18 protein-coding genes are annotated in these 24,218 nt (G+C 72.5%); 9 read left to right on the forward strand and 9 right to left on the reverse strand.

Annotated features, from left to right (window positions below; translation table 11 throughout):
* The first annotated feature begins 1 nt into the window (after window position 1).
* On the forward strand, window positions 2–1,090 hold the full coding sequence (locus tag O7602_RS10225) for an alpha/beta hydrolase (protein ID WP_281588184.1): 1,089 nt from the start codon (window positions 2–4) through the stop codon (window positions 1,088–1,090).
* A gap of 79 nt (window positions 1,091–1,169) precedes the next feature.
* Here O7602_RS10225 and O7602_RS10230 read toward each other — a convergent pair whose 3' ends face one another.
* Window positions 1,170–1,799 (reverse strand): XRE family transcriptional regulator, encoded by a 630-nt coding sequence (locus O7602_RS10230; RefSeq protein ID WP_281590239.1) that lies wholly within the window; start codon window positions 1,797–1,799, stop codon window positions 1,170–1,172.
* A 140-nt stretch (window positions 1,800–1,939) separates the two neighbouring features.
* Here O7602_RS10230 and O7602_RS10235 point away from each other — a divergent pair, with 140 nt between their 5' ends.
* The 3 genes from O7602_RS10235 (at window position 1,940) to O7602_RS10245 (ending at window position 4,395) form a co-directional block, all read left to right on the forward strand.
* Window positions 1,940–2,776: a methyltransferase domain-containing protein gene (locus O7602_RS10235; protein WP_281588185.1), complete on the forward strand. Its 837-nt coding sequence runs from the start codon at window positions 1,940–1,942 to the stop codon at window positions 2,774–2,776.
* A gap of 269 nt (window positions 2,777–3,045) precedes the next feature.
* Window positions 3,046–3,780: an NAD(P)H-binding protein gene (locus O7602_RS10240; protein ID WP_281588186.1), complete on the forward strand. Its 735-nt coding sequence runs from the start codon at window positions 3,046–3,048 to the stop codon at window positions 3,778–3,780.
* A gap of 396 nt (window positions 3,781–4,176) precedes the next feature.
* Window positions 4,177–4,395, forward strand: a complete 219-nt coding sequence (locus O7602_RS10245; RefSeq protein WP_281588187.1) for a hypothetical protein — start codon at window positions 4,177–4,179, stop codon at window positions 4,393–4,395.
* A gap of 39 nt (window positions 4,396–4,434) precedes the next feature.
* Here O7602_RS10245 and O7602_RS10250 read toward each other — a convergent pair whose 3' ends face one another.
* Window positions 4,435–4,791 (reverse strand): nuclear transport factor 2 family protein, encoded by a 357-nt coding sequence (locus O7602_RS10250; RefSeq protein WP_281588188.1) that lies wholly within the window; start codon window positions 4,789–4,791, stop codon window positions 4,435–4,437.
* Between the two features lie 84 nt (window positions 4,792–4,875).
* Window positions 4,876–5,760, reverse strand: coding sequence for an RNA polymerase sigma-70 factor (locus O7602_RS10255; protein WP_281588189.1), 885 nt, complete (start codon window positions 5,758–5,760; stop codon window positions 4,876–4,878).
* A gap of 536 nt (window positions 5,761–6,296) precedes the next feature.
* Here O7602_RS10255 and O7602_RS10260 point away from each other — a divergent pair.
* Together O7602_RS10260 and O7602_RS10265 are read left to right on the forward strand one after the other, a co-directional pair.
* Entirely contained in the window at window positions 6,297–7,763 is a 1,467-nt protein-coding gene (locus tag O7602_RS10260) for an endo-1,4-beta-xylanase (protein WP_281588190.1), read from the forward strand.
* Between the two features lie 103 nt (window positions 7,764–7,866).
* Window positions 7,867–8,640 carry a hypothetical protein gene (locus O7602_RS10265; RefSeq protein ID WP_281588191.1) on the forward strand — a complete coding sequence of 258 codons (774 nt, stop codon included), beginning with the start codon at window positions 7,867–7,869 and terminating at the stop codon, window positions 8,638–8,640.
* Between the two features lie 59 nt (window positions 8,641–8,699).
* Here O7602_RS10265 and O7602_RS10270 read toward each other — a convergent pair whose 3' ends face one another.
* The gene (locus O7602_RS10270) at window positions 8,700–12,926 is read right to left on the reverse strand and encodes an FG-GAP-like repeat-containing protein (RefSeq protein ID WP_281588192.1); all 4,227 of its coding nucleotides are present in this window, start codon (window positions 12,924–12,926) and stop codon (window positions 8,700–8,702) included.
* Between the two features lie 144 nt (window positions 12,927–13,070).
* On the opposite strand from O7602_RS10270, the gene O7602_RS10275 reads away from it, so the two are divergent.
* On the forward strand, window positions 13,071–14,261 hold the full coding sequence (locus O7602_RS10275; RefSeq protein ID WP_281588193.1) for a cellulose binding domain-containing protein: 1,191 nt from the start codon (window positions 13,071–13,073) through the stop codon (window positions 14,259–14,261).
* 23 nt (window positions 14,262–14,284) lie between these two features.
* Window positions 14,285–15,406: a glycosyl hydrolase 53 family protein gene (locus O7602_RS10280; protein ID WP_281588194.1), complete on the forward strand. Its 1,122-nt coding sequence runs from the start codon at window positions 14,285–14,287 to the stop codon at window positions 15,404–15,406.
* A gap of 56 nt (window positions 15,407–15,462) precedes the next feature.
* Here the strand turns inward: O7602_RS10280 and O7602_RS10285 are convergent, their stop codons facing one another.
* From O7602_RS10285 to O7602_RS10300, 4 genes are all read right to left on the reverse strand, one after another.
* The gene (locus O7602_RS10285; RefSeq protein ID WP_281588195.1) at window positions 15,463–17,028 is read right to left on the reverse strand and encodes a cellulase family glycosylhydrolase; all 1,566 of its coding nucleotides are present in this window, start codon (window positions 17,026–17,028) and stop codon (window positions 15,463–15,465) included.
* Window positions 17,029–17,103: 75 nt separating this feature from the next.
* Complete coding sequence (locus O7602_RS10290; protein WP_281588196.1) at window positions 17,104–17,964, reverse strand: substrate-binding domain-containing protein; 861 nt, start codon at window positions 17,962–17,964, stop codon at window positions 17,104–17,106.
* 21 nt (window positions 17,965–17,985) lie between these two features.
* A complete protein-coding gene (locus O7602_RS10295) occupies window positions 17,986–19,242 on the reverse strand; it encodes an ROK family transcriptional regulator (protein ID WP_281588197.1) in 1,257 nt (418 codons plus the stop codon).
* Window positions 19,243–19,356: 114 nt separating this feature from the next.
* Complete coding sequence (locus tag O7602_RS10300; RefSeq protein WP_281588198.1) at window positions 19,357–21,435, reverse strand: cellulase family glycosylhydrolase; 2,079 nt, start codon at window positions 21,433–21,435, stop codon at window positions 19,357–19,359.
* Between the two features lie 464 nt (window positions 21,436–21,899).
* On the opposite strand from O7602_RS10300, the gene O7602_RS10305 reads away from it, so the two are divergent.
* Complete coding sequence (locus O7602_RS10305; protein WP_281588199.1) at window positions 21,900–22,973, forward strand: LacI family DNA-binding transcriptional regulator; 1,074 nt, start codon at window positions 21,900–21,902, stop codon at window positions 22,971–22,973.
* On the opposite strand, the gene O7602_RS10310 is transcribed toward O7602_RS10305, so the two are convergent.
* On the reverse strand, window positions 22,949–24,196 hold the full coding sequence (locus O7602_RS10310) for a PP2C family protein-serine/threonine phosphatase (RefSeq protein ID WP_281588200.1): 1,248 nt from the start codon (window positions 24,194–24,196) through the stop codon (window positions 22,949–22,951). The two genes, O7602_RS10305 and O7602_RS10310, sit on opposite strands and share 25 nt — an antisense overlap.
* Window positions 24,197–24,218 lie beyond the last annotated feature (22 nt).

Here is a 24,218-nt window from a genome sequence, read left to right on the forward strand (position 1 = left end):
GATGCCGCTCACCGTCGTCGTCGGCCCCGGCCTGGTGGCCGACACCGCGCTGCTGGCGTCGCTCGTCGCCGGCGCCTGCGCCGAACTGGACGTCACCGGCGAGGTCGTGACCGCCGCCTCGGCCGATGAGCTGCGGTCGCTGCTGGCCGCGTCGGACCGGCCGGTGGTGGTGCTGCCCGGTCCCACCCCGCCGGTCCGCGCGTTGATCGGCGCGCAGCCGCCGCAGGCGGTCTGGTACGACCTCACCGTCGAGCCGCCGGTGCCCGGCGCGGCCCACCTGGCCGGTCGGGGACTGTGGGGCGTGGTGTGGGCGGTCCGGCACGCCGTGCACCGCTTCCGCGCGCCCGCCACCCGGGTCGCCTACGGGTCCCATCCGGAGCAGTGGGGTGACCTGCGGCTGCCGGTCCCGCACGACGTGCCCGCGCCGGTCGCGGTGCTGCTGCACGGCGGCTTCTGGCGGTCGGTCTGGGGCGCGGACCTGATGGACGCCCTCGCCGTCGACCTGGCCGACCGCGGTTACGCCTCCTGGAACGTGGAGTACCGCCGCCCGGACCGGCACGGCTGGGACGCCACCACGCAGGACGTCGAGGCCGGCCTCACCGCGCTGCGCGGCCTCGCCGCCGACCGGCCGCTGGACCTGGATCGGATCGTGGTCCTGGGCCACTCGGCCGGCGGGCAGCTCGCCCTGCGGGCCGCGGCGGACCTCGCCGGCCGCGCGGGCGGGCCACGTGTGGCCCTGGCGGTGTCGCTGGCCGGGGTGCTCGACCTCACCGAGGGCGAGCGGCGTTACCTCGGCGACGGCGCGATCGCCGCGGCCCTGGGCGGCTCCCCGGCGACGGCCCCCCGGCGGTACGCCGAGAGCGACCCGATGCTGCGGCTGCCGGCCGGCGTGCCCACCCTCCTCGTGCAGGGGACCGCGGACAGCCCCGACCTGGTCGACGCGAACCGTCGCTACGCGGTGGCGGCGGCCGACGCGGGCGACGACGTCCGGCATCTCGAACAGCCGGGGGACCACTTCGCCGTCATCGACAGCGGCGCGGACATCTGGCAGGACACGATGGCCGCCGTGGACGCCCACCTGGGTCGTTGACGCCGCGCCCCGTACCGAATCGCCCTTCGTGTTCACCTACGTGAAATCGGAGGGCGATTCGTGGTGCCCGGTGGTGACCTCAGAACAGGCGGGGCGTGACCACCGAGACCACCGTGGTCACCGAGTCGGTGTCGTTGTACATCTGGTGCGGCACCGACGAGCGCAGGTGCACGCTGTCGCCCGGGCGCAGCCGGTGCTCCACGCCCTCCACCTCGTAGAGCAGCTCACCGGAGATGACGTAGGCGAACTCCTCCCCCCGGTGGCCGTACGCGTTCTCCCGCCGCCCGCCCGGCGCGATGTGCACGAGCATCGGCTCCAGCACCAGGTCCGGCCCCCGGTCGGAGAGCATGCGATAGGTCTGCTGCCCCGACACGTACTGCGTGGCAGACGTTTCCGCCCTGGTGAGCGTGAAGTGCCGGGGGAGCGGGGAGACGTTGCTGTCCGACGCGCCGGTGCCGGCGTCGAAGAAGTCGGCCACCGAACGGTCCAGCGCCTTGGCGACGCTGCCGAGCGCGGTCAGACCGATCGAGGAGATCCCGCGCTCGACCTGGGACAGGAAACCGATCGACAGGCCGGCGCGGGAGGCGAGGCCACGCAGGGTGAGCCCGCGCTCCTTGCGGTAGCGCCGGATCCGGGCCCCGACCACGCCGGCCGGGGTGCTCTCGTCCACGGCGCCACCGGCGCCGGCCGGCTGCGGCCGGGTGTCCATGGACCGCACGTGGACCTCCTGTCGCCGTGGCGGGGGAGCCCGCCCGAGATGTTCGATGCTATCGAACATGCCCGCGGGTGTGCGAGGGGTAGCCGGCCCGCAGTTCCCCTCGCCGCGGCGGTCGGCGCGAGAATGCGGTCATGAGTTCATCGCAGCCCGGCGTCGACCCCGGGCCGGACCCGACCGCGGATCACCGCTACCTGCTCGACAACGCCCGGGCGGAGGCGGGCGAACGGTTCACCTGGCTGGCCGAGCTGTTCGACGGCGTCACACGGGGGCACGTCGACCGGCTCGGCGCGCGGCCGGGCTGGCGCTGCTGGGAGATCGGCGCCGGCGGCCCCAGCATTCCCGAGGCGCTCGCCACGGCCGTCGGGCCGACCGGCCACGTGCTGGCCACCGACATCAATCCGGCCTGGTTGGACCCGCACGGCGGGTACGAGGTGCGCCGACATGACGTCGTCGCGGACCCGCCGCCGCAGCCCGGCACGTTCGACCTGGTCCATGCGCGGCTCGTCCTCGTCCACGTGCCCGACCGGGCCCGCGCGTTGGCGACGATGGCGGCGGCGCTGCGGCCCGGCGGCTGGCTGCTGGTGGAGGACGCCGACACCGAGCTTCAGCCGCTGGCCTGCCTCGACGAGGTCGGCCCGGCGCAGCGGCGCGCCAACCGGTTACGGCGCGCGGTCCGGGAGCTGATGACCCGCCGCGGCGCCGACCTGCGCTTCGGCCGGACGCTGCCCCGGGCGTTGCGCGCGGCGGGCCTGGTCGACGTCGCGGCGGCCGGGTGCTTCCCGGTCGGCGGGGTGGCCTGCGACCGGCTGGAGGCCGCGACGGTGCGCATGGTCCGCGCCGACCTGCTCGCCGCCGGGCTGGCCGACGACGCCGAGATCGACGCGCACCTGGCCGCCGTGGACGCCGGCGAACTCGACCTGACGCTCGCGCCACTGATCTCGGCGTGGGGACGCCGCCCACCGTCCTAGGGTGCGGGCCGGCGGACCGGGCGTCACCCGGACGCGCAGCGACGCCACGGTCTCGACGGTCTGCTCACGGACGCCGTCGGAGGGCTGCAGCTCCAGCGCGCGGACGACGTCGCGCTGCTGGGCGTCCGGATCGGGCACCCACCGGCTGGCGGCGAGTGATCCGGGACACCACCCGCGGTGAAGCCGTCACGATCGGCGGCGCTGTCCGGTCATTGCGGGTGTAGCCGGGCGAACGCCCGACGGTCCGACCGAGACACGAGGTGTGAGACATGAAGATCGCCGTACTGGGTGGCACCGGGCTCATCGGCTCGCAGGTCGTACGGATCCTGCGGGACGGGGGGCACGAGGCGGCGCCACTGTCGCCGTCCAACGGGGTGGACCTGTTCACCGGCGACGGCCTCGACGCCGGGCTGAAGGGCGCCGACGTCGTGCTCAACCTGACGAACTCGCCCACCTTCGACGAGGCATCGGCCACGTTCTTCCGGAGGACCATGGACAACCTGCTCGCCGCCGCCGACCGCGAGGGCGTCGGGCACGCGGCGGTCCTCTCCATCGTCGGGGTCGACCAGGTGCCGGACCTTGCCTACTACCGCGCCAAGGTCCTGCAGGAGGACCTGCTCAAGGCCGGCCCGGTGCCGTACTCCATCGTCCGCGCCACCCAGTTCTTCGAGTTCGTCGACTCGATCCTGGCCATGACCACCGAGGGAGAGACGGTACGACTGCCCGGCACCCCGGTGCAACCGATGGCCTCGGCCGACGTGGCGCGGGCGGTGGCCGAGGTCGCCGTGGGGCAGCCGCTGAACGGCGTCCGTAACGTGGCCGGCCCGGAGGTCTTCCCGCTCGACGAACTCGGCCGGATCACCCTGGCGGCCAAGGGCGACCCCCGTACCGTCGTCACCGACGGCGCCGCGGGCATGTTCGGCGCGGTGCCCGGTGACGTCCTGATCGCCCCGCGCGACGCCGTCCTGGCCACCACCACCTACCGGGACTGGCTGGCCCGCTAGGGCCGACGCCGCACGCCGCGGCAGGCCGTGCTCCGGCACGGACAACGCCTCCAGCGGGCCGGGCGCGGTCCTCCGGCGCGGGCCGCGCGTACACAGAACGCGCCCTCGGCCAACCAGGCGGAGGTCTCCCAGCCGGGTATACGCGCGTCCAACACCACGGGGTGGCCCGTGGTCGGCGGATGCCTGGCGGGGGCGGGATGCCCGGCAGCACAACCCTGCACGGCGAGCAGGCTGGCTACGACGATCGCGATGATGCGAGTGCGCATGTCTTAAGCATTCCGGCTAAATGTCCCCGCGGCGACCAACAGCCGCCGCGGGGACGAAGTTGTCACGTCAGCAGAAGCAGGCCATCAACGCGATCCAGACCGCGTACGCCGCCACCGCAGCCCGGCGGGGTTGCCGGTCGAGCCGCCGGGCCACGGCGAGGACCCGGCGGCGACGGTGGAGCGCGCCGACGAACTGCGGGCGGCGCTGCTGCTGCTCGGCACCCGGCTGACCGTCGGCCTGGGCCGGCCGGCCTCCGCCGCGGATCAACTGCGGCTGCTGGCGGCGTTCCTGGAGGTCGCCCCGACCGGGAGCCCGGCTGCGCTCGCCGAGCTGGCACGGGACCGATGACGTGGCCACGAGCCCGCGCGGGCACCGCCGGACCGGGGTTCAGGGACGGTGCCAGCCGCGCAGTTTCGCCGGGTTCACGACGACCCACAGGACCGCGGCGGCGTCCTCCGTCCGGCTGACGGCGATCACGGCCACGGCGGTGCCGGCCTGGCGAAGGGCCAGGCCGGCCCGCCCGTTGACGCTCTCGACCGTCACCTGCGTGCCGGGCAGGAGGGCGCGCAGCAGCCGGGCCACCTCGGCGGCGCCGTGCCGCGGGCCGGCCGGAGCCGGCACCCGGCCGCCGCCGTCGCACACCGCCACGGCGTCCGGATGGAGGGCGGCCCCGATCGCCGCGACGGCACCGTCGCGGCAGGCGGCGGCGAGCCGGCGTACGGCGTCGTCATGCGCGTCCGACATCGCCTGACGACGCGCCCGCCGCGCCCCCGCCGACGATCAGCATCGTCCGCATTCCGCGCGCCCCCAGTCCCCGGATCCGCACCGCTACGGCCGGGCGGGCGGCGCAGATGTGACAGCGGTCAGCTTGTCGGGATTCATCATCCACAGCAGCCGTTCGATGCCGGCCTCGGACGCGCTGACCGTGATCACGCCGAACGGCGTCCCGTCCCGGCTCAGGACGGCGCCGGTCTGTCCGTTCGCGTCCGTCCACCGGACCTCCACGCCCGTCCAGAACCAGGACGACACCGTGACGACGAACCGCGCCACCCGATCCCCGCCGGAGATGACCTTGCGGGCGACCCGCCGCGCGCCGTTGCCGTCGGAGACGCTCGTCGCGTCGGCCGCAAACAGCCGTTCGAGCGCCGCCAGGTCACCGCTGCGGGCGGCCTCCAGGAAGGTCCCCAGCAGCTGCCGCTGGGCGGTCGGCGAAACCGGGATCCTCCGCTCCTCGGCGATATGCCGGCGGGCCCGGCTGACCAGCTGACGGACGGCCGGTTCGGTCGACTGCAGGATCTCGGCGATCTGCGGATAGGGATAGTCGAACGCCTCCCGCAGCACGTACGCGGCCCGCTCGTGCGGGGTGAGGCGCTCCATCAGCATCAGCACCGCGAGTTCCAGCGCCTCCCCGCGCTCGGCGCCCAGGAACGGGTCGGCGCTGGTGTCCACCGGCTCCGGCAGCCAGGGTCCGATGTACGTCTCCCGACGGACCCGCGCCGACTGCAACTCGTTGATGGCCAGCCGGGTCGCCGTCGTGGCCAGGAAGGCGCCCGGGTGCTCCACCACGCTGCGGTCGGTCGCCTGCCAGCGCAGCCAGACCTCCTGCACCAGATCCTCGGCCTCGCCGGCGCTGCCGAGCATCCGGTAGGCGATCCCGAACAGGCGCCGACGCACGCCCTGGAAGATCGACGCCGCCTCGTCCAGATCAGTCACCCGAACCCCCAAGGTCGCTCGGCTCAGGCTAGCGGGCTGTCACGATCCGGTGGCCTGTCAGGTCATGGGTGACGACACGGCCGACGCCCAGAGGCAGGGCAGACGATCCGGCGCGGACGGCGCTCGGCCGGACCGACCCGGCGAACCGGACGGACGCGCGTTCCACGGCCAGTTCGCCGCCGACCTGTCTGCGTCGGAGGCCGCCGTGCTGGCCGCGACACAGCGACCGGCGCGCGTGCGATGGTGTCGCGGGCCGGACCGGGCGAACCGCCCCGGCGGCGGTGGCGGGACCAGGCGGTCGTCGCGGGATCGGGGACACCCGTCGCAGATCGAATTGATTCGATATAGCATCGCGACAGGGCAGCGTCACTCCGCCCGGGCGTACCACGCGGAGTGCTCGCCATCCACCGGACGGACCGGGTAGCCGGCCGGTGGCCACCGATTCGGGCGCGGCCGGCTGACGCCGGCTCGGCGTCCCCTGCGGCCTGCCGGTCCAGCGACAGCGGGCCGGACAGAACACCGAGGAGAAAGCACAGATGAACGACGTACCCGCTCGACCGAAACGCCGCACCAGGGCCGCCACCAGGCTGCTTCTGGGCGGAGCCTGCGCGCTGGCGATCACCGTGTCCTCGATGGCCGTGGCGACCTTCGCCAGCGCCGACCTCAGCGGACCGCCCGGGACCACGCTGAAGGCCGCCGCCGAACGCAGTGGCAGGTACTTCGGGGCCGCCATGGGGGGAGACCGGCTCAACGACTCGGGCTTCCTGACCATCGCGAACCGCGAGTTCGACATGATGACCGCCGTCAACGAGATGAAGCCCGACGCGACCGAGCCCAACCGGGGTCAGTTCGACTTCCGCGCCGGTGACGCGATCTACAACTGGGCCGTCCAGCACGGCATGCGGGTCCGTGGTCACACCCTGGCCTGGCACGCCCAGCAGCCGAGGTTCTGGGGCAGCCTCAGCGGCAGCGCCCTGCGGACCGCGATGATCGACCACATCAACGGCGTGATGGCCCACTACAAGGGCAAGCTGGCCTACTGGGACGTGGTGAACGAGGCGTTCGCCGAGAACGGCAGCCGGCGGTCGTCGAACCTGCAGTCCACCGGGAACGACTGGATCGAGGTGGCGTTCCGGACCGCGCGCGCCGCCGACCCGAGCGTGAAGCTCTGCTACAACGACTACAACATCGAGAACTGGACGTACGGCAAGACGCAGGGCGTCTACAACATGATCAAGGACTTCAAGGCCCGTGGCGTCCCGATCGACTGCGTCGGACTCCAGACCCACTTCACCGGCGGCAGCTCGTTGCCGGGCAACTTCCAGCAGACGCTGTCGAGCTTCGCCGCCCTCGACGTGGACGTGGCCTTGACCGAGGCCGACGTCACCAACGCCTCGACCAGCCAGTACCAGGGCATGGCCCAGGCCTGCGCGAGCGTCCCCCGTTGCGTCGGCATCACCACATGGGGCATCCGGGACAGCGACTCGTGGCGCGGCAACGAGAACCCGCTGCTGTTCGACCGCAACAGCAACCCCAAGGCGGCGTACACGGCGGTCCTCAACGCGCTCAACGCCGCCTCCACCACCGTGCCCGGCACGAGCACCCCGCCGACCACCACCCCGCCGACGAGCACGCCGCCGACCAGCACCCCACCCACGAGCGCCCCGCCGACCAGTACCCCACCGACCAGCACCCCGCCGGGCGCCTGCACCGCGACGTACCGGATGGTCAATAGTTGGGGCGGCGGCTTCCAGGGCGAGGTCACCGTGGCCAACAACGGCTCCGCCACCCTCAACGGCTGGACCGTACGGCTGACGCTTGCCGGTGGGCAGACCCTTGCCAACATCTGGAACGGCATCAACACCGGCACCAGCGGGACGGTGAGCGTCCGCAACGCCGACTACAACGGGTCCCTCGGCGGGAACGCCTCGACCACCTTCGGCTTCCTGGTCAACGGCAGCAGCAACGCGGCGCCCGGCAACCTCTCCTGCACCAGCCCCTGACCGACGACAGGCACCAGCGCCCCGTGCCGGGACGCCTACCGGGCCCGGAGCCACCGGCTCCGGGCCCGGGTGCGCGACCGGCCGTCAACCCATGGAGGACGACATGCGTAGTTTCCTCGCGGTGCTCGGCGCCGCCCTGATCCTCGGCACCGCCGCCGGCAGCGTTCCGGCCGGCGCGTCCGGTGCCGCCCCGCGCCCGTGCCCCCGGGGCGTGCTCTTCTGTGAGGACTTCGAGCGGCTGCCGCCCGGCGGGCCCAGCACGCTGAAGTGGGGCGTCGACACCCGCCACGGCACGCTCACCGTCGAGCGCGCCCGCCGTGGCAACCAGGTGCTGCACGTCCACACGGTCGACAACGGACGCGCCTTCCTGCGGGTCGACGACTTCGCCGCGCCGGGTAACCGCTTCTACGGCCGGATGCGCCTGCGCGTCGACGCCTTCCCCACCGCCCCGGACTGGGCGCACTTCACCCTCGTGGAGGCGACCGGCGCCGGCAGCGCGGAGGTCGTCCGCCCGATCGGCGGCCAGTACGCGCCCACCGTCCCCGGGACCTTCTGGGGGATCGGCGCCGACGGGGGCCCGACCGGCGACTGGACCAACTGGCGGGAGTCCGCCCCGGTCACCGAGGACACCTGGCAGTGCGTCGAGTGGAAGCTCGACGCGGCGGACAACCGCGTCGCGGTGTGGATCGACGGCGTGGCGAACCCGGAGCTGACCGCCTCCACGACCGAGCACGGCGGCGCCGACGTGCCCTTCGTCCTGCCGACCGTCGACACGGTGAAGATCGGCTGGCAGCTCTACCAGGGCGGCACGACGCCCGGCGCGTTCGACCTCTGGATCGACGACATCGCCCTCTCCAGCAGGCGGCTCGGCTGCTGAGCGGCCGGCGGGGCGGGCACGGATCGGCTCCGTGCCCGCCCCGCCGGCGACGTGGTCGGTCAGGAACAGCGGTTGGCGACGCAGAGCGGCGGGTCCGTGCCGTCCCCGGGGACCGGCGGGCTCGGGTCGCCCGGCAGCGGGGTCGGGTTACCGGCCGCGGGCCCGCCGGCCGCACCGTTGTTGAACCAGGCCCGAATGCCGCCCTGGTCGTCGAGGACCAGGTAGTCGGCCCGCCGGTCGCCGTTGATCTCGGCGAGTTCCACCCGGCTGCCCGGGTAGCCGGCCCCCGAGGCGACCTCGCCGCGCGACAGCCAGGCCGAGCCGGGCCCACCCCGGTTGTTGACCCAGGCGCGGACCTGCCCGTACGCGCCGATGACGAGGTAGTCGTCGCGGCGGTCGCCGTCGAGGTCGGCGAAGGTGACGGTGTCTCCGGCCGCGCCGACACCGGCGGCCACCTCACCCTGCGCCGTCCAGGCCACGGCGTTGCCAGTGCCGGTGTTCAGCCAGCCCTGGACCTGCCCGAGGTCGCCGAGGACCAGGTAGTCGTCGCGGCCGTCGCCGTTGAGGTCGGCGAACCGGACCCGGTCGCGGGGGCCGGCGCCGGCGGCGACCTGACCCGCTGACGTCCAGGCCACGCCGTCGCCGGTGCCCGTGTTGAGCCACAACCGGACCTGCCCCTGGTCGCCGACGAGCAGGTAGTCGTCGCGGCCGTCGCCGTTGAGGTCGGCGAACCGCACCTGCTCGCGCGGGCCGGCGCCGGCGGCGACCTCGTCCCGCCAGTCCCAGCCGACCCGGTCACCGTCGCGCACGTTGAGCCAGGCCCGCACCTGACCCTGCGCACCCACCGCGAGGTAGTCGTCGCGGCCGTCGCCGTTGAGGTCGGCCAGGCGTACCTGCTCCCGGCCGACGCCGCTGGTCGCGATCAGGCCCTGCCAGTCCCACGGGTCCGGGCGGCCGTACCTGTCGTTGAGCCAGGCTCGGACCTGCCCCTGCTCGCCGACGACGAGGTAGTCGTCGCGGCCGTCGCCGTTGACGTCGGCCAGGACGAGTTCGGCGCTCGTCGCGCCGACGCCGCCGGCGACGTCGCCCTGATAGATCCACGGCCGCGCGCCGCCGACGTCGTTCAACCAGCCACGGATCTGCGCCTGGTCGCTGACCGTCAGGTAGTCGTCGCGGCCGTCGCCGTCGAGGTCGGCGAACCGGACCCGGTCCCGGGTCGAGTTCACCCCGGAGGCGACCTCACCCTGGTAACTCCACCCCCAGCCGCCGGCGCCGTACGCGTTCAGCCAGGCCCGTACCTGGCCCTGATCACCGACCACGAGGTAGTCCGCGCGGCCGTCCACGTCGATGTCGGCGAAGCGCACCTGGTCGCGGGTGGCGCCGACCCCGGGGGCGACCGTGCCCGCGGCCGTCCAGGACACCGCGTCGCCGGCGCCGGTGTTGAGCCATGCCTGCACCTGGCCCTGGTCGCCGACGACCAGGTAGTCGTCGCGGCCGTCGCCGTCGAGGTCGGCGAACCGGACCTGCGTGCGCGGGCCGGCGCCGGCCGCGACCTCGCCCCGGTACTGCCAGCCGAAGCCGTCACCGCTACGTCGGTTGAGCCACAAGCGGACCTGGCCCTGGTCGCCGACGAGCAGGTAGTCGTCGCGGCCGTCGCCGTTGAGGTCGGCGAAGCGGACCTGCTCGCGGGGGCCGGTGCCGGCGGCGATCTCACCGACCCAGTTCCAACCGGGCGGGCGGGGCCCCTCGGGTAGGTTGCCGGGCGGGCTGCCGCACGGGGCGGAGTCGCCGGCGACCGGGGGCCGGATGAGCCCTTCGGCCAGGGCGTCGGTGACGGCCCGGCCGAACGCGTCCGCCATCTTGCGGTAGCCGGTGTTGTTCGGGTGCAACGAGTCGGTCAGGTCCGCGGTCGTCACCGCGTTCATGCTGACCAGCCGTACCGACAGTCCTTCGGCGCGCAGTTCGTCGACGATGCCGGGGATGCGGGCGTTGTACTGCTGGATCCGGCTGTTGGTCACGCTCGTCGACGACGGCACGAGCGTGGCCACCAGCACGGTGGTCTCCGGAGCCAGCCGGAGGATGTGCTCGATGAGCGCCTTGAGCCGCGCCGGTGCCGCGGCGAGGTCGTCGCCGTAGGCCATGTCGTTGGTGCCGATGTGCAGGGTGACCACGTTGGGCCGGTAGCGGCGCACCGTGCAGTCGCCGACGAGCTGGTCGATCTGGCTGATCCGCCATCTCGGGTGCCCCTCGTGGTCGGTGTCGGGCAGTTGCCCGGAGTCCACCGAACCGACGAAGTCCAGCGCGCCGGGTTTGGCCGCCAGTTGGTCCCACAGGCGGGCCCGGTAACCGGTCCCGGCCGGGGTGCCACCGACCCCGAAGGTGATGGAGTCACCGAGGGGGAGCACGCGCAGGTCCACGCCGCCCGGCGCCGGCGTCGGCACCGGCGGCGGCGCCGGCAACGGGCCGTCCGGATCCTCGGTCATCCCGAGGCTGTACCCGGTGTCGACAGTGGCGCCCGGCACGTTCTGCCGGGCGTAGGGGATGGCGTTCCACCAGGTGAAGGCACCTTCGTACCAGACCCGGTTGTCCCACTTGTAGGTCATGCCCGCCGGCACGCCGTGATAGAGGAACCGGCCCCTCGACCCGGCCGGCACCCCGTTGCGCGCGTCGCCGCCGGGCAGCGCGAAGCTGTGGTGACCGGGACCGTCGGCGTTGCGCAGGGCACGGGACCCGGACATCATGGTCGCCGCGTCCGAACCGAGCACGCAGCCGTTCGACTTGTACCAGTCCCACACGTACGTCGGGTCGCCGCCCTTGCGCAGCCGCAGGTCACCGAGGCAGTACTGCTCGCTCCACGAGCCGTTGGCCGAGTACACGATGTGCAACTGCCCGTTCGGGTCGACGATCGGCTCCGGCGCCTCGTTGACGAAGGGCTCGCCGACGACCCGTTCCCACGACTCGCGTGGCTGCGAGATCCGGTACCGCGGCCCGGTCACGGTGGTGGGGTTGCTCATCCGGGCGAGGTAGAGGTTCTGCTCGACGTTCGTGGTGCCCTCCCAGCCCGACCACACGAACCACAGTTGGTTGTCGAAGGTGAACGGTGCTCCGTCGATCGCCCACCTGTCGTCGGGCAGGCTCAGCTTCTGGTGGGCGCCGTAGCCGCTTGTGGGTGCGGACGAGCTGATGACGTACATCCGGTGGGCGGCGCCCGCCCCGGCGGAGAAGTAGATGTGGTAGCGGCCACCGACGGCGACGAGTTGCGGCGCCCACAGCTCGGCCAGGCCCGGGTTGCTCCAGATCTTGCGGGGCGGCACGTCGCCCAGCCCGGCCAGGCTCGGCGCCGACCTCGTGTAGAGGCCGTCGCCACCGGACTCCACCGAGTGATAGGTGTTGCCGACCCGGATCACGCTCGGGTCGGCGCCCCGCACGAACAGCCGCCCGGGGGTGGGCGGCGGCAGCATGTCCGGAAGCGGCCGACCTTCGACGTTCCAGCCGCGCATCTCCCAGGCGAGCTGCTCCTCCAGCTCGATCGCCAGCTCGGCGGCCTCCTCGGCCGCGACCGCGATCGGCGCGCCGAAGACCGACTGGAGCGCGGGGACCTTGGTGAGGATCCACTGGCCGATGTTCTTCAGCGCGCCCGGCAGATAGTTCTTCGCGAAGCCGGACGCCCACTTCTCCCAGGCGAAGCCGACGACCAGACCGACGATCGTGCGGATGATGATGTCCACCCACGCCCCGCTGGTCGCCAGGTCGCCCGCGAAGGCGTGCGCGATCAGGCCGCTGACGAAACCGGTCACGGCCCCCTGCATCGGGGTGCAGATCAGCGGCACGGTCGCCGCGCCCACGCCGGAGGCCGTGAGCCATCCGATGCACAGCACCCGCAGCCCGTAGCCGGCGAGAGCGCCGAGCGTCAGCGCGACGAGCTGGCTCCACCACGACGACGACTGCACCTCCGCGGCCGGCACCGTGATCGTCATCCCGGCACCGTCCGGGGTCAGGGTCAGCGCGCCGTCGAAGTCCGGCACCGAGGAGATGTCCAGGGCGGCCACCCCACCTGGTGGATGGTCCCGCAGGTCCTTCTTGATCGACGCGCCGAGCCCGCCGTCCTGGCGGATCTCCGCCTGGATCTGCGGCACGACCTGACGGATGACCGCTGGGTCCAGCCCCATGTCCGACGCGGTGAGGGTGAGCGTGAGGTCGGTGGCGGCCCGTGCGGGCGCGACGCCGACGGCCACCACCAGCACCACGGAGAGCAGCATGGATATCACGAACCGAAGCTTCTGCACAGCGGTATCCAACTGCCTGGATGTTGTTCGGCCGTGTCGCCGCGATGAACAATTTCGCAGCGCTGCTCGACAATCGAGGCGCCGCGCTGACCGAGGCGTGAGACACGTTGGCGATCATCGATATCTTGCCGGCATCGTCGAGATATGACAGGCGTCTCCCCGTCCACACTGTTCCGCCGGCTGCGGCCGGGCCCGCTGGCCGCCGTCGTGCTGTCGACGGCGGTGCTCGCCACCGCCCTGAGCGTCGTGCCGGAGGCATCCGCCGGCACCGTGCCCTCCGCCGCGTACCCCGGGGTCGCCCCGGCGCCCGGCGGGGCCGCGGTGGCCGTCGCGGACCCGAGCGGAACCCCGCCGTCGACGCCGACCACGGCGCCCAGCACGCCGAACACGTCGCCGTTCCCGCCGACCGCGCCCACGGACCTGACCGCCAGCGAGGTACGGACCGGATCCGTCACCCTCACCTGGACGGCCGCCAAGCCCGGCTGTTGTCCCGTCGTCGGCTACGACATCACGTACTACCAGGCGTTCAGCGACGTCATCTACAGCGCCAGCGTCGGAAACGTCACCACCACCACGATCACCAACTACCTCTCGCCGGGCCGGCAGTTCTCGTTCCGGTTGGCCGCCCGGGACAGCCTGGGACACCGCTCGGCCACGTCGGACACGCTGACCGTGGTCACGCCGGTGACGGACACCGGCCCGGACACCACGCCGCCGAGCGCGCCGCAGAACCTGACCGTCGGCGAGGTGACCGCCTCGACCGGCACGCTGTCCTGGTCGCCGTCGACGGACGACGTCGGCGTGCTCGGATACAACGTCTACCGGTTCGACGGCTGGTTCACCTCCACGCTGATCGCCACCGTGCCGGGAACGACGTACACGGCGTCGCTGCCACCGTCGACGCCGCTGCGGACCCTGTACTACGTCCGGGCGCGGGACGCGGCGGGCAACGTGTCGATCGCGTCCAACACGGTCTCCCTGCCGACGACGTCCACCCCGCCGCCACCGCCCCCCGCGACCTGCCGGGTGACCTACCGGAACCAGTCCGAGTGGCGGGGCGGTTTCGTGGCCACGGTGACGGTCGAGAACACCGGGGCGGCGCCGATCGACGGCTGGATCGTCAGCTTCGGTTTCCCGGGCGACCAGCAGGTCACCTCCGCGTGGAACGCCACGGTCGGCCAGACCGGCGCCGCCGTCACCGCCCGGAACGTCGACTGGAACCGCGTGCTCGCGCCGGACGGCTCCGCGACCTTCGGCATCCAGGGGCGGTGGGGCGCCAGCGACGCGCCGCCGACCGCCTTCACGCTCAACGGCGCTCCCTGCGCCGTGGGCTGAGTCCGGTCCTGGAAGGAGTTCCGGTGCGCACACGCCACCCCCGGGCCCTGGTCGGGGCCGTCACGGCCGGCGTCCTCGCCGTCTGCGCCACGCTCGGCGGCACGCCCACGCCCGTCGCCGCCGCGAACACGCTCAGCATGCGGGGCGCCGACGTCTCCTCCCTGCAGCGCAGCCTGGATCTCGGTGCGAGATACTACGACGCCGGCGGCGTCGCCCGTGACCCGCTGGACATCCTGCGGTCCGTCGGCGTCAACTACGTGCGGCTGCGCGTCTGGAACAACCCGGTCAGCGGCTACAACAACAAGAGCAAGGTGTTGGCCCAGGCGAGGGCGGCCCGGGCGAAGGGCCTGAAGGTGCTCATCGACTTCCACTACTCCGACACCTGGGCCGACCCCGGCAAGCAGTACAAGCCGGCCGCCTGGGCCGGGCACAACCTGAGCCAGCTGCGTACCGACGTGTACAACTTCACCTACGACGTCTGCGCCAGCCTCAGCGGGCAGGGCACCCCGCCGGACAGCGTGCAGATCGGCAACGAGATCAACGTCGGGATGCTCTGGAACGAGGGCAAGGTCGTCAACAACGACTTCGCCCCGCTTGCCAGCCTGCTGAAGCAGGGCTACAACGCCACCAAGGCGTGCGGCGGCGGCATCCCGGTGATGATCCACACCGCCGACGCCGACAGCAACGCCAACGCCCGCTGGTTCTACGACGGCATCCGGGCCCAGGGCGTGCAGTGGGACATCACCGCGCTGTCGTACTACTGCATGTGGCACGGCACCCTGGCGAACCTCTACAACAACATCGTCGACCTGCGCGGTCGCTACGGCAGGCCGGTGGTGATCGTGGAGACCGCGTACCCCTTCACCCGGGCCAACGCGGACAGCGAGCCGAACGCCATCGGCGACGCGACCTGCGACGGCATCGGCGCGACCTGGTCCGGGCAGGCCCAGGAGTTCGACTGGGTGCAGAACACGGCCCGCAACGCCGGGGCGATCGGGGTCTTCTACTGGGAGCCGACCTGGTACGCCGTCCCGGGTAACGGCTGGGATCCGGCGAACATCAGCGGCACCGGAAACCAGTGGGACAACATGGCCGTCTTCGACTGGTCCGGCCGGATCAACCCGAACGTGCGCTGGACGCCCTGACCGCCGGCGGGGTGTGGGTGCGGCGGTGCACCCACACCCCGCGGCTGAGGTTTTCCCTACGGGGTCACGGTGAGCAGGTGGGCGCGGTAGCCCTCGCCGTAGCTCTTCGTCGGGGTGCCGTTGTAGTCCTCGATCAGCACGTTGCCGCCGCTGCAACCCCACGGGTTCCACGTCCACGCGGTGTAGCCCAGCCGGTTGCGGTCCAGCCAGGTCATCAGCTTGTCGATGTAGTCGTGCGCGCAGGTGTCCTGGCCGATCTCACCGGCGTGCACCGGCACCTGCGCGGCCACCGCGCCGATCTGGCTGTCCCAGCAGGTCTCGGTGACGCAGGCGTTGAAGTTGTACGAGTGCCACGAGGCCACGATGTTGTCGCGCGGGTCGGTCGGCTTCCAGGTCAGCCACTGGCTCAGGTCGTTGGTCCAGGTCAGGCCGGGCACCAGCAGCACGTTCGTGGCGCCGGTGGCGCGTACCGCGTCGACCAGTTCCTGCATGCCGGCGACCGGGTAGGTGATGCCGGTGCAGGCGCCGCCGTCGCGCAGGCACTTCCAGGCGGCGGTCATGTCCGACCAGTTGTTGGCGGCGTCCGGGTAGGGCTCGTTGAACAGGTCGAACAGGACCGCGTCGTTGCCCTTGAACGCGTTCGCCACCCCGGTCCAGAACTGCGGCGTGTACTGCCGGCTCGGCATCGGCTTCTGGCAGGTGGCGTTCACGTCGGAGCAGGCCGAGATGTTGCCGGTGTACTGGCCGTGGGTCCAGTGCAGGTCGAGGATCGGGTTGATCCCGTTGGCGACGAGCAACTTCACGTAGTCCTTGACCGCCTGCTGGTAGGTGGCGCCGCTGGGCGAGCCGGAGAGGCCCAGCCAGCAGTCCTCGTTGAGCGGGATCCGGACCGCGCGGATGTGCCACGCCTTCATCGCGTCGACGGACGCCTGGTCGACCGGGCCGCTGTCCCACATGCCCTTGCCCTGTACGCAGGCGAACTCACCGCTGGACCGGTTGACGCCGAGCAGGCGGTAGGTGGCGCCGCCCGCCGTCAGCAGCCGGTTGCCGGATACGCGCAGGCTCGGCGCGACCCCGCCCGGCGGGGTGGTGGTCGGGGGCGTGGTCGTCGGGGGAGTGGTGGTCGGCGGCGTGGTCGTGGGCGGGGTGGTGGTCGGTGGCGTGGTGGTCGGTGGGCCGGTGGGCGTCGTCGTCGGGGACGGGCTGACCGAGCCGGTGCAGGTCGTGCCGTTGAGCGCGAACGACGTGGGCACGGGGTTGGCGCCGCTCCACGACCCGTTGAAGCCGATGGTGGTCGAACCGCCGGTGGCCAGGGAGCCGTTCCAGCTCAGGCTGGCCGCCGACACCCGCGCGCCGGACTGGGACCAGGTGGCGCTCCAGCCCTGGGTGACCCGCTGGGTGGCGGTGGGGAAGTCGAACGTCAGGGTCCAGCTCGTGACCGCGGAGCCGAGGTTGGTGATGGCGACGTTGCCGGTGAATCCGCCGGTCCACTGGCTCTGCACGGTGTACGCGACAGTGCATCCGGTGGTCGCGGCCGAGGCGGGCAGGGTGACCGCGACCACGCTGGCGGCCACCAGCGTGCCGGCGGCGGCCGATGCCAGCAGGGCATGACGACGTGTCATTGATGCTCTCCTGAGTGCTAGAGGGGAGCGTCGATGGGAGCGCGTCTCGGAGCTTTGTTTATTAACCTCACTAAGTCAAGCCGATCGATGTGGCGGCCGGGGCGCGGCGGTCGTGCCCCGGGCGACCACGGTCTCGGTGTCGCACCATCGTTCCGGCACCGCCGCGCCGCCGACGAGCCGCAGCACGGACTCGCCCACCAACCCGCCGAACGTGTGCACGTCCAGGCTCATCGTGGTGAGCGCGGGCGAGGCCAGGCGGCAGAGGCTGGAGTCGTCCCAGGCGATGAGGCTGACGTCTCGAGGCACCTGTCGGCCCGACTCGGTGGCCGCGCGCAGGCCCGCGACCGCCATCAGGTCGTTGTCGTAGATGATCGCGGTGGGCGGCTCGGGATCGTCCATCAACCTGGTGGTCAACATCGCCCCGGCCTCCTCCGAGTAGTCGCCCTCCACGACGACGACGTCGACCTCGGCCACCGCCGCGGCCGAGCGCATGGCGGCGGTGCGGGTGCGGGTGTGCAGGAGGGCGCCGGGTCCGGTGACCCGGGCGATCCGGCGGTGCCCGAGGTCCACCAGGTGCGCCAGCGCCGCCCGCATCGATCCGACGTCGTCCCGGCGTACCGCCGGGGTGTCGGGGGTCGGCTCACCCGCCACCACGACGGGCAGGCGGAGGTCCCGCAGCACCGCCGGCCGGGTGTCGTCGACCGACGGGTTCACCAGCACCACCGCGTCGACCAGGCGCTGCCGTGCCCACCTGCGGTACGCCTCGATCTCGGCGGCGTGGTGCGTGACGACGTGCAGCAACACCGACCGTCCGTGCTCGGCGAGCCGTTCCTCGATGCCCGCGATGAACTCCATGAAGAACGGCTCGGTGCCGAGCAGGCGGGGCGGCCGGGCGAGCACCAGACCCACCGCGCTCGTCCGCCACACGTCGTCCATTGCGTACGCCTCCCGGGTTCGTCAGCTCGCCGACTCGGTGAGCCGGCCCCGCTCGGGCGGGCGTGGACCATAACCCAGCGGGACGAGTTCGGATTCGAGGACCAGGGCGGCGGCTCCGACGGCCGACGCCGTGGCGGCGGACCGGGAGAGGCGTACGTCGACGGTGTGCGTGCCCCGGGAGAAGGACGCGCGCAGCTCGTGCCGGACGATCGGCAGATACACCGATCCGGCGGCGGCCAGGCTCGGCCCGGTCAGCACGAGCACCTCCAGGTCGATCAGGTTCGCCAGGGTCCGGGCGGCCACGCCGACGTGCCGGGCGGACCGTTCCAGCAACGCCAGCGCGTGCGGCTCGCCCCGCCGCGCGGCGCGGCTGATCGCGGCGAAGTCGGCGACCACCGAGCCTCGCCGGCCCGCGACGGCGAGACCCGTCGCGCGGGCCGCCGCCGGGTCCGACCGGGCGGCGGCGACCACGGCGGCCGGCCCGGCCAGCGCCTCCACGCACCCCTGGGCGCCGCACCAGCACCGCGGGCCGTCGGCGGACACGCACACGTGCCCCAACTCGCCGACGTTGCCGCTCGGCCCCCGGTAGGTGACGCCGCCGATGACCAGTCCGGCGCCGATGCCGGTGCCCATGTAGAGCGCGGCGGCCGAGGTGGCGGCGCCGAACCCGCCCGTCCAGTGCTCGCCGAGCGCCGCCGCGGTCGAGTCGTTGTCGAGCATGACCGGCAGCGTCGTCACCTGCCCCAGCGCCGAGGCCAGCGGAAACCCGGTCCACTGTCGCATGGCCGGGGCCAGGCCCACGTCCGGCGGGCCGCCGATGCCCCGGGCGGCGTCGACCGGGCCCGGAAACACCAGGCCGACGCCGAGGATCCGGGCCCGGTCCACGCCGACACCGTCGATCAGCGCGGCGATCTCGGCGGCGATCCGCGCGACGACGACCGCGGGCTTCTCGGCGCCGGCGCCCGGCCGGGAGATCCGGGCCACCACCGTGCCGCCGAGGTTGGTCAGGGCGTACGTGATGACGCCGTGGTCCAGGTGCACGCCGACGGCGTACCGGGACGTGTGGTCGAGCTGGAGCAGGACCCGCCGCTTGCCCCCGGTCGACTTCGCGTGACCGGTCTCGACCACCAGGCCCTCGTCGATCAGCTTCCGGACCAGGTTGGAGATCGTCGGCGCGGTGAAGCCGGTGGCCTTGATCAGGCCGACCCGGCTGATCGTGCCGGCCGCCCGGATCGCGTCGAGAACGACTGACTTGCTGCTCGCTGCTGGTCCGCTCACTGCTTCTCTGCCACGGCTGGTGGGTCGGCCGAGGGAAGCATACAGGGATCCCGATGCCGTGGGGCCCGCCGACGGCGGTGCCGCGGCGGGACAGTTCCGCGGCACCGCCGGGCATCAGGTGGCGGCGCCGGTCACGGTCGTGCCGGACTTGGTGATGCGGTACGTGATCTTCGTGCCGCTCCAGAAGTGGAAGGTGAGGGTAACCGTGCCGTCGTTCACCTCGGCGAAGAACTCCGGCTTCAGGATGATGGTGCCGGCGGTGTAGTCGGGTTGGAAGTTGCCCCAGAACTCCTTGTACGGCGTCCAGTTGGCCGGGCCGGCGGGGCTGCCGTCGGCGTAGGTGGCCTCCATGGTGGCGAGCTGGTCGCCGCGGAACTGGGTGGGGATGGCGAAGGAACTGGTCGTGCCGGTGGCGGCCGACTGGGTGGGCGGCTCCGAGCTGATGACGTCGATCCGCCAGGGCACGCCCTGGGAGAAGCGGGCCTCGATGCTGGAGTTGACGCCGTACGCCCGGTTGCCGGCCAGGCGGGTCAGCGCCGCCGACGTGAGCGTGACGGTGCTGCCGGAGACGGTGTAGTCGGCGCCGTTGGCCAACTGCGTGCCGCCCTGCCAGAGACCGCGGAAGGTCAGGCCGTTGAGGTTGAGCGTGATCGACCTGGCGCTGATCGTGCCGGTGCGCGGCACGTACACCTGGTCGATGGAGGCGGTGCCGGAGCGGGTGGTCCAGCTCGCCTTGAGCATGTCGTACACGCCCTGGTCGCGCCAGCGCAGCTCGGCGCGGTTGAGGAACTGGCCGGCGTCCCACAGCATCGTGGTGAGGTTTCGCGTGCGGGCGTGGTAGCCGACCGCTTCGAGGTATTTCAGGAACTCACCCCGTTCGATGATGCCGGGTCGGGTGTGGTCCCAAGCGAGCAACGCCCACTCGCCGATGATGACCGGGATGCCGTGGGCGACGAAGGTGTCGTGGACCCGGTCGAACGTGCCGACGAGGTCCTGCTCCACGTTCGTGTCGTAGCGGGTGCCGCCGGCGATGTTCACGCTGAACGGCCACCACCCGTAGAAGTGCACGGTGGCGGCGAGGTTGGGGTCGTCCAGTTGGTCGATGCCGGCGGCGAGCGCGTCCAGCCGGGCCTGCTCGCCGCTCGTGTGCAGGGTGGGCAGGACCAGCAGCCGGGTGGCGTTGTTGCCGCCGGTCGCGCGCACCAGGCGGACGAACTCGGCGTTGAGTTCCCGGATCGCGGTGTCACCCTGCTCGTCGGTGGTGTCGGTGAACTGCGGCTCGTTGATGCTCTCGAAGACCAGCTTCGGTGAGTAGCCGCGGAACGTGGTGGCGAGCTGGGTCCAGAGCGCCCGGTAGCGGTTCGTCACGCCCGTCCGGTCGGCGGGATAGGTGTTGAGCCACTGCCAGGAGTCGTGATGCAGGTTGATCATCACGTAGAGGTCCTCGGCGAGGGACCAGTCGACGATCTGGCGGACGCGGTTCAACCACGTCGCGTCGATGGTGTAGTCGGGCGCCGGGCCGTGGTGGTTGCTCCACGTGATCGGGAGCCGGATGCTGCGGTAGCCCTGCGACCGTACGTGGCGCAGGAGCGCCTGGGTGGTCAGGGGGTTGCCCCAGGCGGTCTCGTCCGGGATGGCGTCGAGCGTGTTGCCGAGGTTCCAGCCGGGTTGCATCGCGGCCACCGTGGCCATCGGGTCGCCGGCCGGGGGAGGCGTGGTCGGTGGCGTCGACGGCGACGCGGTGGCGGTGGGCGACGGGGTGGTCGACGGCGTGGTCGACGGACTCGCGCTCGGCGACGGCGTGCCGCCGGTGCCGGTGCAGGCGACGCCGTTGAGGGTGAAGGCGGCCGGCGCGGTGTTGCTGCCCGACCACGACCCGTTGAAGCCGAAGGACACGGTGGCGTTCGTGCCGATGGCGGCGTTGTAGCTGACGTTGGTCGCGGTGACCTGGCTGCCCGACGAGGTGACCGTGGCGTTCCACGCCTGGGTCACCCGCTGCCCGGACGGGAACGTCCACCCCACGCGCCAGCCGTTGACCGGGTCGCCGAGGTTCGTCACGTCCACCGCGGCGGTGAACCCGCCCGGCCACTGCGACGACACCGCGTACGACACCCGGCAGCCGGCGGCCGCCTGGGCGCCGACGGGCACCATCATCGATGCCACAAGCACCGCTGCCACGCTGCCGGCGAGCATGCCGGCACGGAGGCGGATTCTTCGTATGCGTTGCAGACTCATCGCGTTCTCTCTTGCCGTTGTGGGCGGCGCGCCGCGGGTCGATCGCCGACCCGGGGCGCCGCGTGGGTTGCGGTGCGTCAGAGGTCTCCACGTCGGAAGCGAGCGGAGACGCGCGCGACGCGCGCAGGGTGGGTTCTCGCGGAGGCTGCCCGTTGTCTCCGCCGAACGCTGCACGGCTCCCGCAAGCCATGGAAACTTTCCATACACGATGGAAAGTTTCGGGCCGAACGCTACGCCCCTCCATGACGAGCGTCAATGCATCGCACGGCTACTCCGTTCGCGTCGGAGATGCCTACGAACCGGAAGGCCGTCTCCTCGCCCGAGAAACTTTCCGGCACCGCGGACGGCGGTCGGACATGGGGACTGGACAGGGCGATATCCTTGCGGCGCGAACCGTCGGGACCGGCGTGGGGGGAGTCAGGTTGTCGCACGCCGAGTCGGACGAGGTGGTCGCCGAGCGGGCCGACGCGGGCGGCGCTCCCGGCCGGCCGGTGACGATCTCCTACATCGCGGAGACCGCCGGGGTGTCGGTGCCGACCGTCTCGAAGGTCATCAACGGGCGTTCCGGCGTGGCGTCCGAGACGCGGGCCCGCGTCGAGGCGCTGATCACCCGGTACGGCTACCGCAGGCCGACCGCGTCCACCCGCAGCAACCTGGTCGAACTCGTCTTCGACCAGCTGGAACACATGTGGGGCGTCGAGGTCATCCGCGGCGTGGAGCGGGTCGCCCGGGAGAACCGGGTGGGCGTCGTGCTCACCGAGTTCGGCCCGGAGCGCAGTGCGGTCCGCTACTGGATCGACGACACCCTGGCCCGCCGGCCGGACTGCGTCATCTCCGTCGCCCAGTTGTCGAGCGAGCAACGCGACCAGTTGCGCGCCCGGGGCATCCCCTTCGTCGTCTTCGATCCCACGGGCGAGCTGCCCGACGGCGTTCCCTTCGTCGGAGCGACGAACTGGGCGGGTGGCCGGTCGGCCACCCGGCACCTGATCCACCTGGGGCACCGCCGGATCGGGATGATCGTCGGCCGGGACCGGATCCTGTGCTGCCGCGCGCGCCTCGACGGCTACCGCTCCGCGATGGAGGCAGCCGAGCTGCCGGTCGGCGCCGACCTGGTGGAGCGGGCCGAGCTGACCGTCGAGGGCGGCCGGGTCGCCGCGCTGCGCCTGCTCGGCCGCACCGACCGCCCGACGGCGATCTTCGCCAGCAACGACCTCCAGGCGGTGGGCGTCTACCACGCCGCGCGTCAGCTCGGGTTGCGGATCCCGGCCGACCTGAGCGTGGTGGGCTTCGACGACCTGCCCATCGCCGCGCTCGTCGATCCGCCGTTGACCACGGTCCACCAGCCACTGGCCCAGATGGCGGTGGCCGCGACCGAGCTGGCGCTCGCGCTCGGGCGCGGCGAGCGGACGCCGAGCACCGGGATCGAGCTGGCGACCACGCTCACGGTGCGGAGCAGCACGGCCGCCCGCGGTCACGACTCCGTCAGCAACGGGTGATGTGCCGCTGAGCTGACCGGCTCCAGGTCCGAGCGGTCGGGCGCCGGGCTGCGCCACTCGGCGAGCAGCACGGTCGCGTCGTCCTGCAGGCAGTCGTCCTGGTGGTCGAGGATGGCGTGCACGAGCCGGCGAGCGGTCTCGGGCAGCGGGAGGCGGTCGGCGAACGCCTTGGTGGTGAACTCCACCAGCCGCTCCATGCCGAATGCCTCGCCGTCGGGGGTGCGGGCCTCGATGATGCCGTCGGTGTAGAGCAGCACGTGGTCGCCGGGTTCGAGCGCCTCCTCGACGACCACCGGCGGACGGCGGTCGCCGAGGGTGACCGGAAGGGCGGTCGGGGTGGGGAGGATCCGGGCGACCCGGCCGTCGCGCAGCACGATGCCGCTCGGGTGACCCGCGGAGATGACCCGGAGGACGCCGCTGCGCTGGTCGAGTTCGGCGAGCACCGCGGTGATCATCCCGTACCGGTCGTGGGCGCGGACCGTGCGGTCGATGAGGTGGTAGGTGTCGGTCAGGTCCAGGCCGGTCCGGCGGGCGTTGCGGTAGGCGGCCAGGGCGATGGAGACGAGCACCACCGCACGCATCCCGCCACTGGAGCCGTGACCGGCGGCGTCGAAGAGCGCCAGGTGCGCGGTGTCGCCGTTGACCGCGTAGTCGAACGCGTCACCGCCCACGTCGTAGCACGGTTCGAGGATGCCGCTGATGATCAGGTGCCCGGTGGAGAAGGTCAGCGGCGGCAGTTGCGCCCGGAGCATCTCCGCCGCCAACTGCATGGGTTGCCGGCGTCGGATCAGCTCGATCCGGTCGCTGTACAGGCTGCGCGTGGTGATCAGCTCGGCGAGCAGCGTCGCGACCGCGCCACAGTCGTCGAGACCGTCGTCGCTCAACGGGGCGTCGGCGACGACCTCGAGCACGCCCATGCGTTCGCTGCCGTCGACCACCGGCACCCAGACCCGTACGCCGTCGTCGTCGCTGCCGCCGACGTACGTCGACGCGGTGCTGAAGGCGCGCCCGGCGAGGGTGCCGTCGACGTCGACCGGCTCGCGGGCCGGTGCGCTGCCGCCCAGCAGCGGCAACAGCAGCCGCTGCTGGTGGTCGACCAGATAGATCACCAGCACGCGCGCGTCCAGCAGGGGCGCGGCCCGCATCGCCATCTCCGGGAGGTCGTCCGGGCGGGCGTGGTGCGACTGCTGCAGCAACTGCCGCAGCGACTCCAGGCTGCTCACGCGCGTCCTCTCCGGCGTCACC

Origin of the sequence: Micromonospora sp. WMMD1128 (genome assembly GCF_027497235.1) — a bacterium.
Taxonomy (GTDB): Bacteria; Actinomycetota; Actinomycetes; order Mycobacteriales; family Micromonosporaceae; genus Micromonospora.

Coding starts and splice junctions, on each gene's coding strand:
- O7602_RS10225 (WP_281588184.1), top strand. CDS start 2: ATGCCGCTCACCGTCGTCGTCGGCCCCGGCCTGGTGGCCGACACCGCG.
- O7602_RS10230 (WP_281590239.1), bottom strand. CDS start 1,799: ATGGACACCCGGCCGCAGCCGGCCGGCGCCGGTGGCGCCGTGGACGAG.
- O7602_RS10235 (WP_281588185.1), top strand. CDS start 1,940: ATGAGTTCATCGCAGCCCGGCGTCGACCCCGGGCCGGACCCGACCGCG.
- O7602_RS10240 (WP_281588186.1), top strand. CDS start 3,046: ATGAAGATCGCCGTACTGGGTGGCACCGGGCTCATCGGCTCGCAGGTC.
- O7602_RS10250 (WP_281588188.1), bottom strand. CDS start 4,791: ATGTCGGACGCGCATGACGACGCCGTACGCCGGCTCGCCGCCGCCTGC.
- O7602_RS10260 (WP_281588190.1), top strand. CDS start 6,297: ATGAACGACGTACCCGCTCGACCGAAACGCCGCACCAGGGCCGCCACC.
- O7602_RS10265 (WP_281588191.1), top strand. CDS start 7,867: ATGCGTAGTTTCCTCGCGGTGCTCGGCGCCGCCCTGATCCTCGGCACC.
- O7602_RS10275 (WP_281588193.1), top strand. CDS start 13,071: ATGACAGGCGTCTCCCCGTCCACACTGTTCCGCCGGCTGCGGCCGGGC.
- O7602_RS10285 (WP_281588195.1), bottom strand. CDS start 17,028: ATGACACGTCGTCATGCCCTGCTGGCATCGGCCGCCGCCGGCACGCTG.
- O7602_RS10290 (WP_281588196.1), bottom strand. CDS start 17,964: ATGGACGACGTGTGGCGGACGAGCGCGGTGGGTCTGGTGCTCGCCCGG.
- O7602_RS10300 (WP_281588198.1), bottom strand. CDS start 21,435: ATGCTCGCCGGCAGCGTGGCAGCGGTGCTTGTGGCATCGATGATGGTG.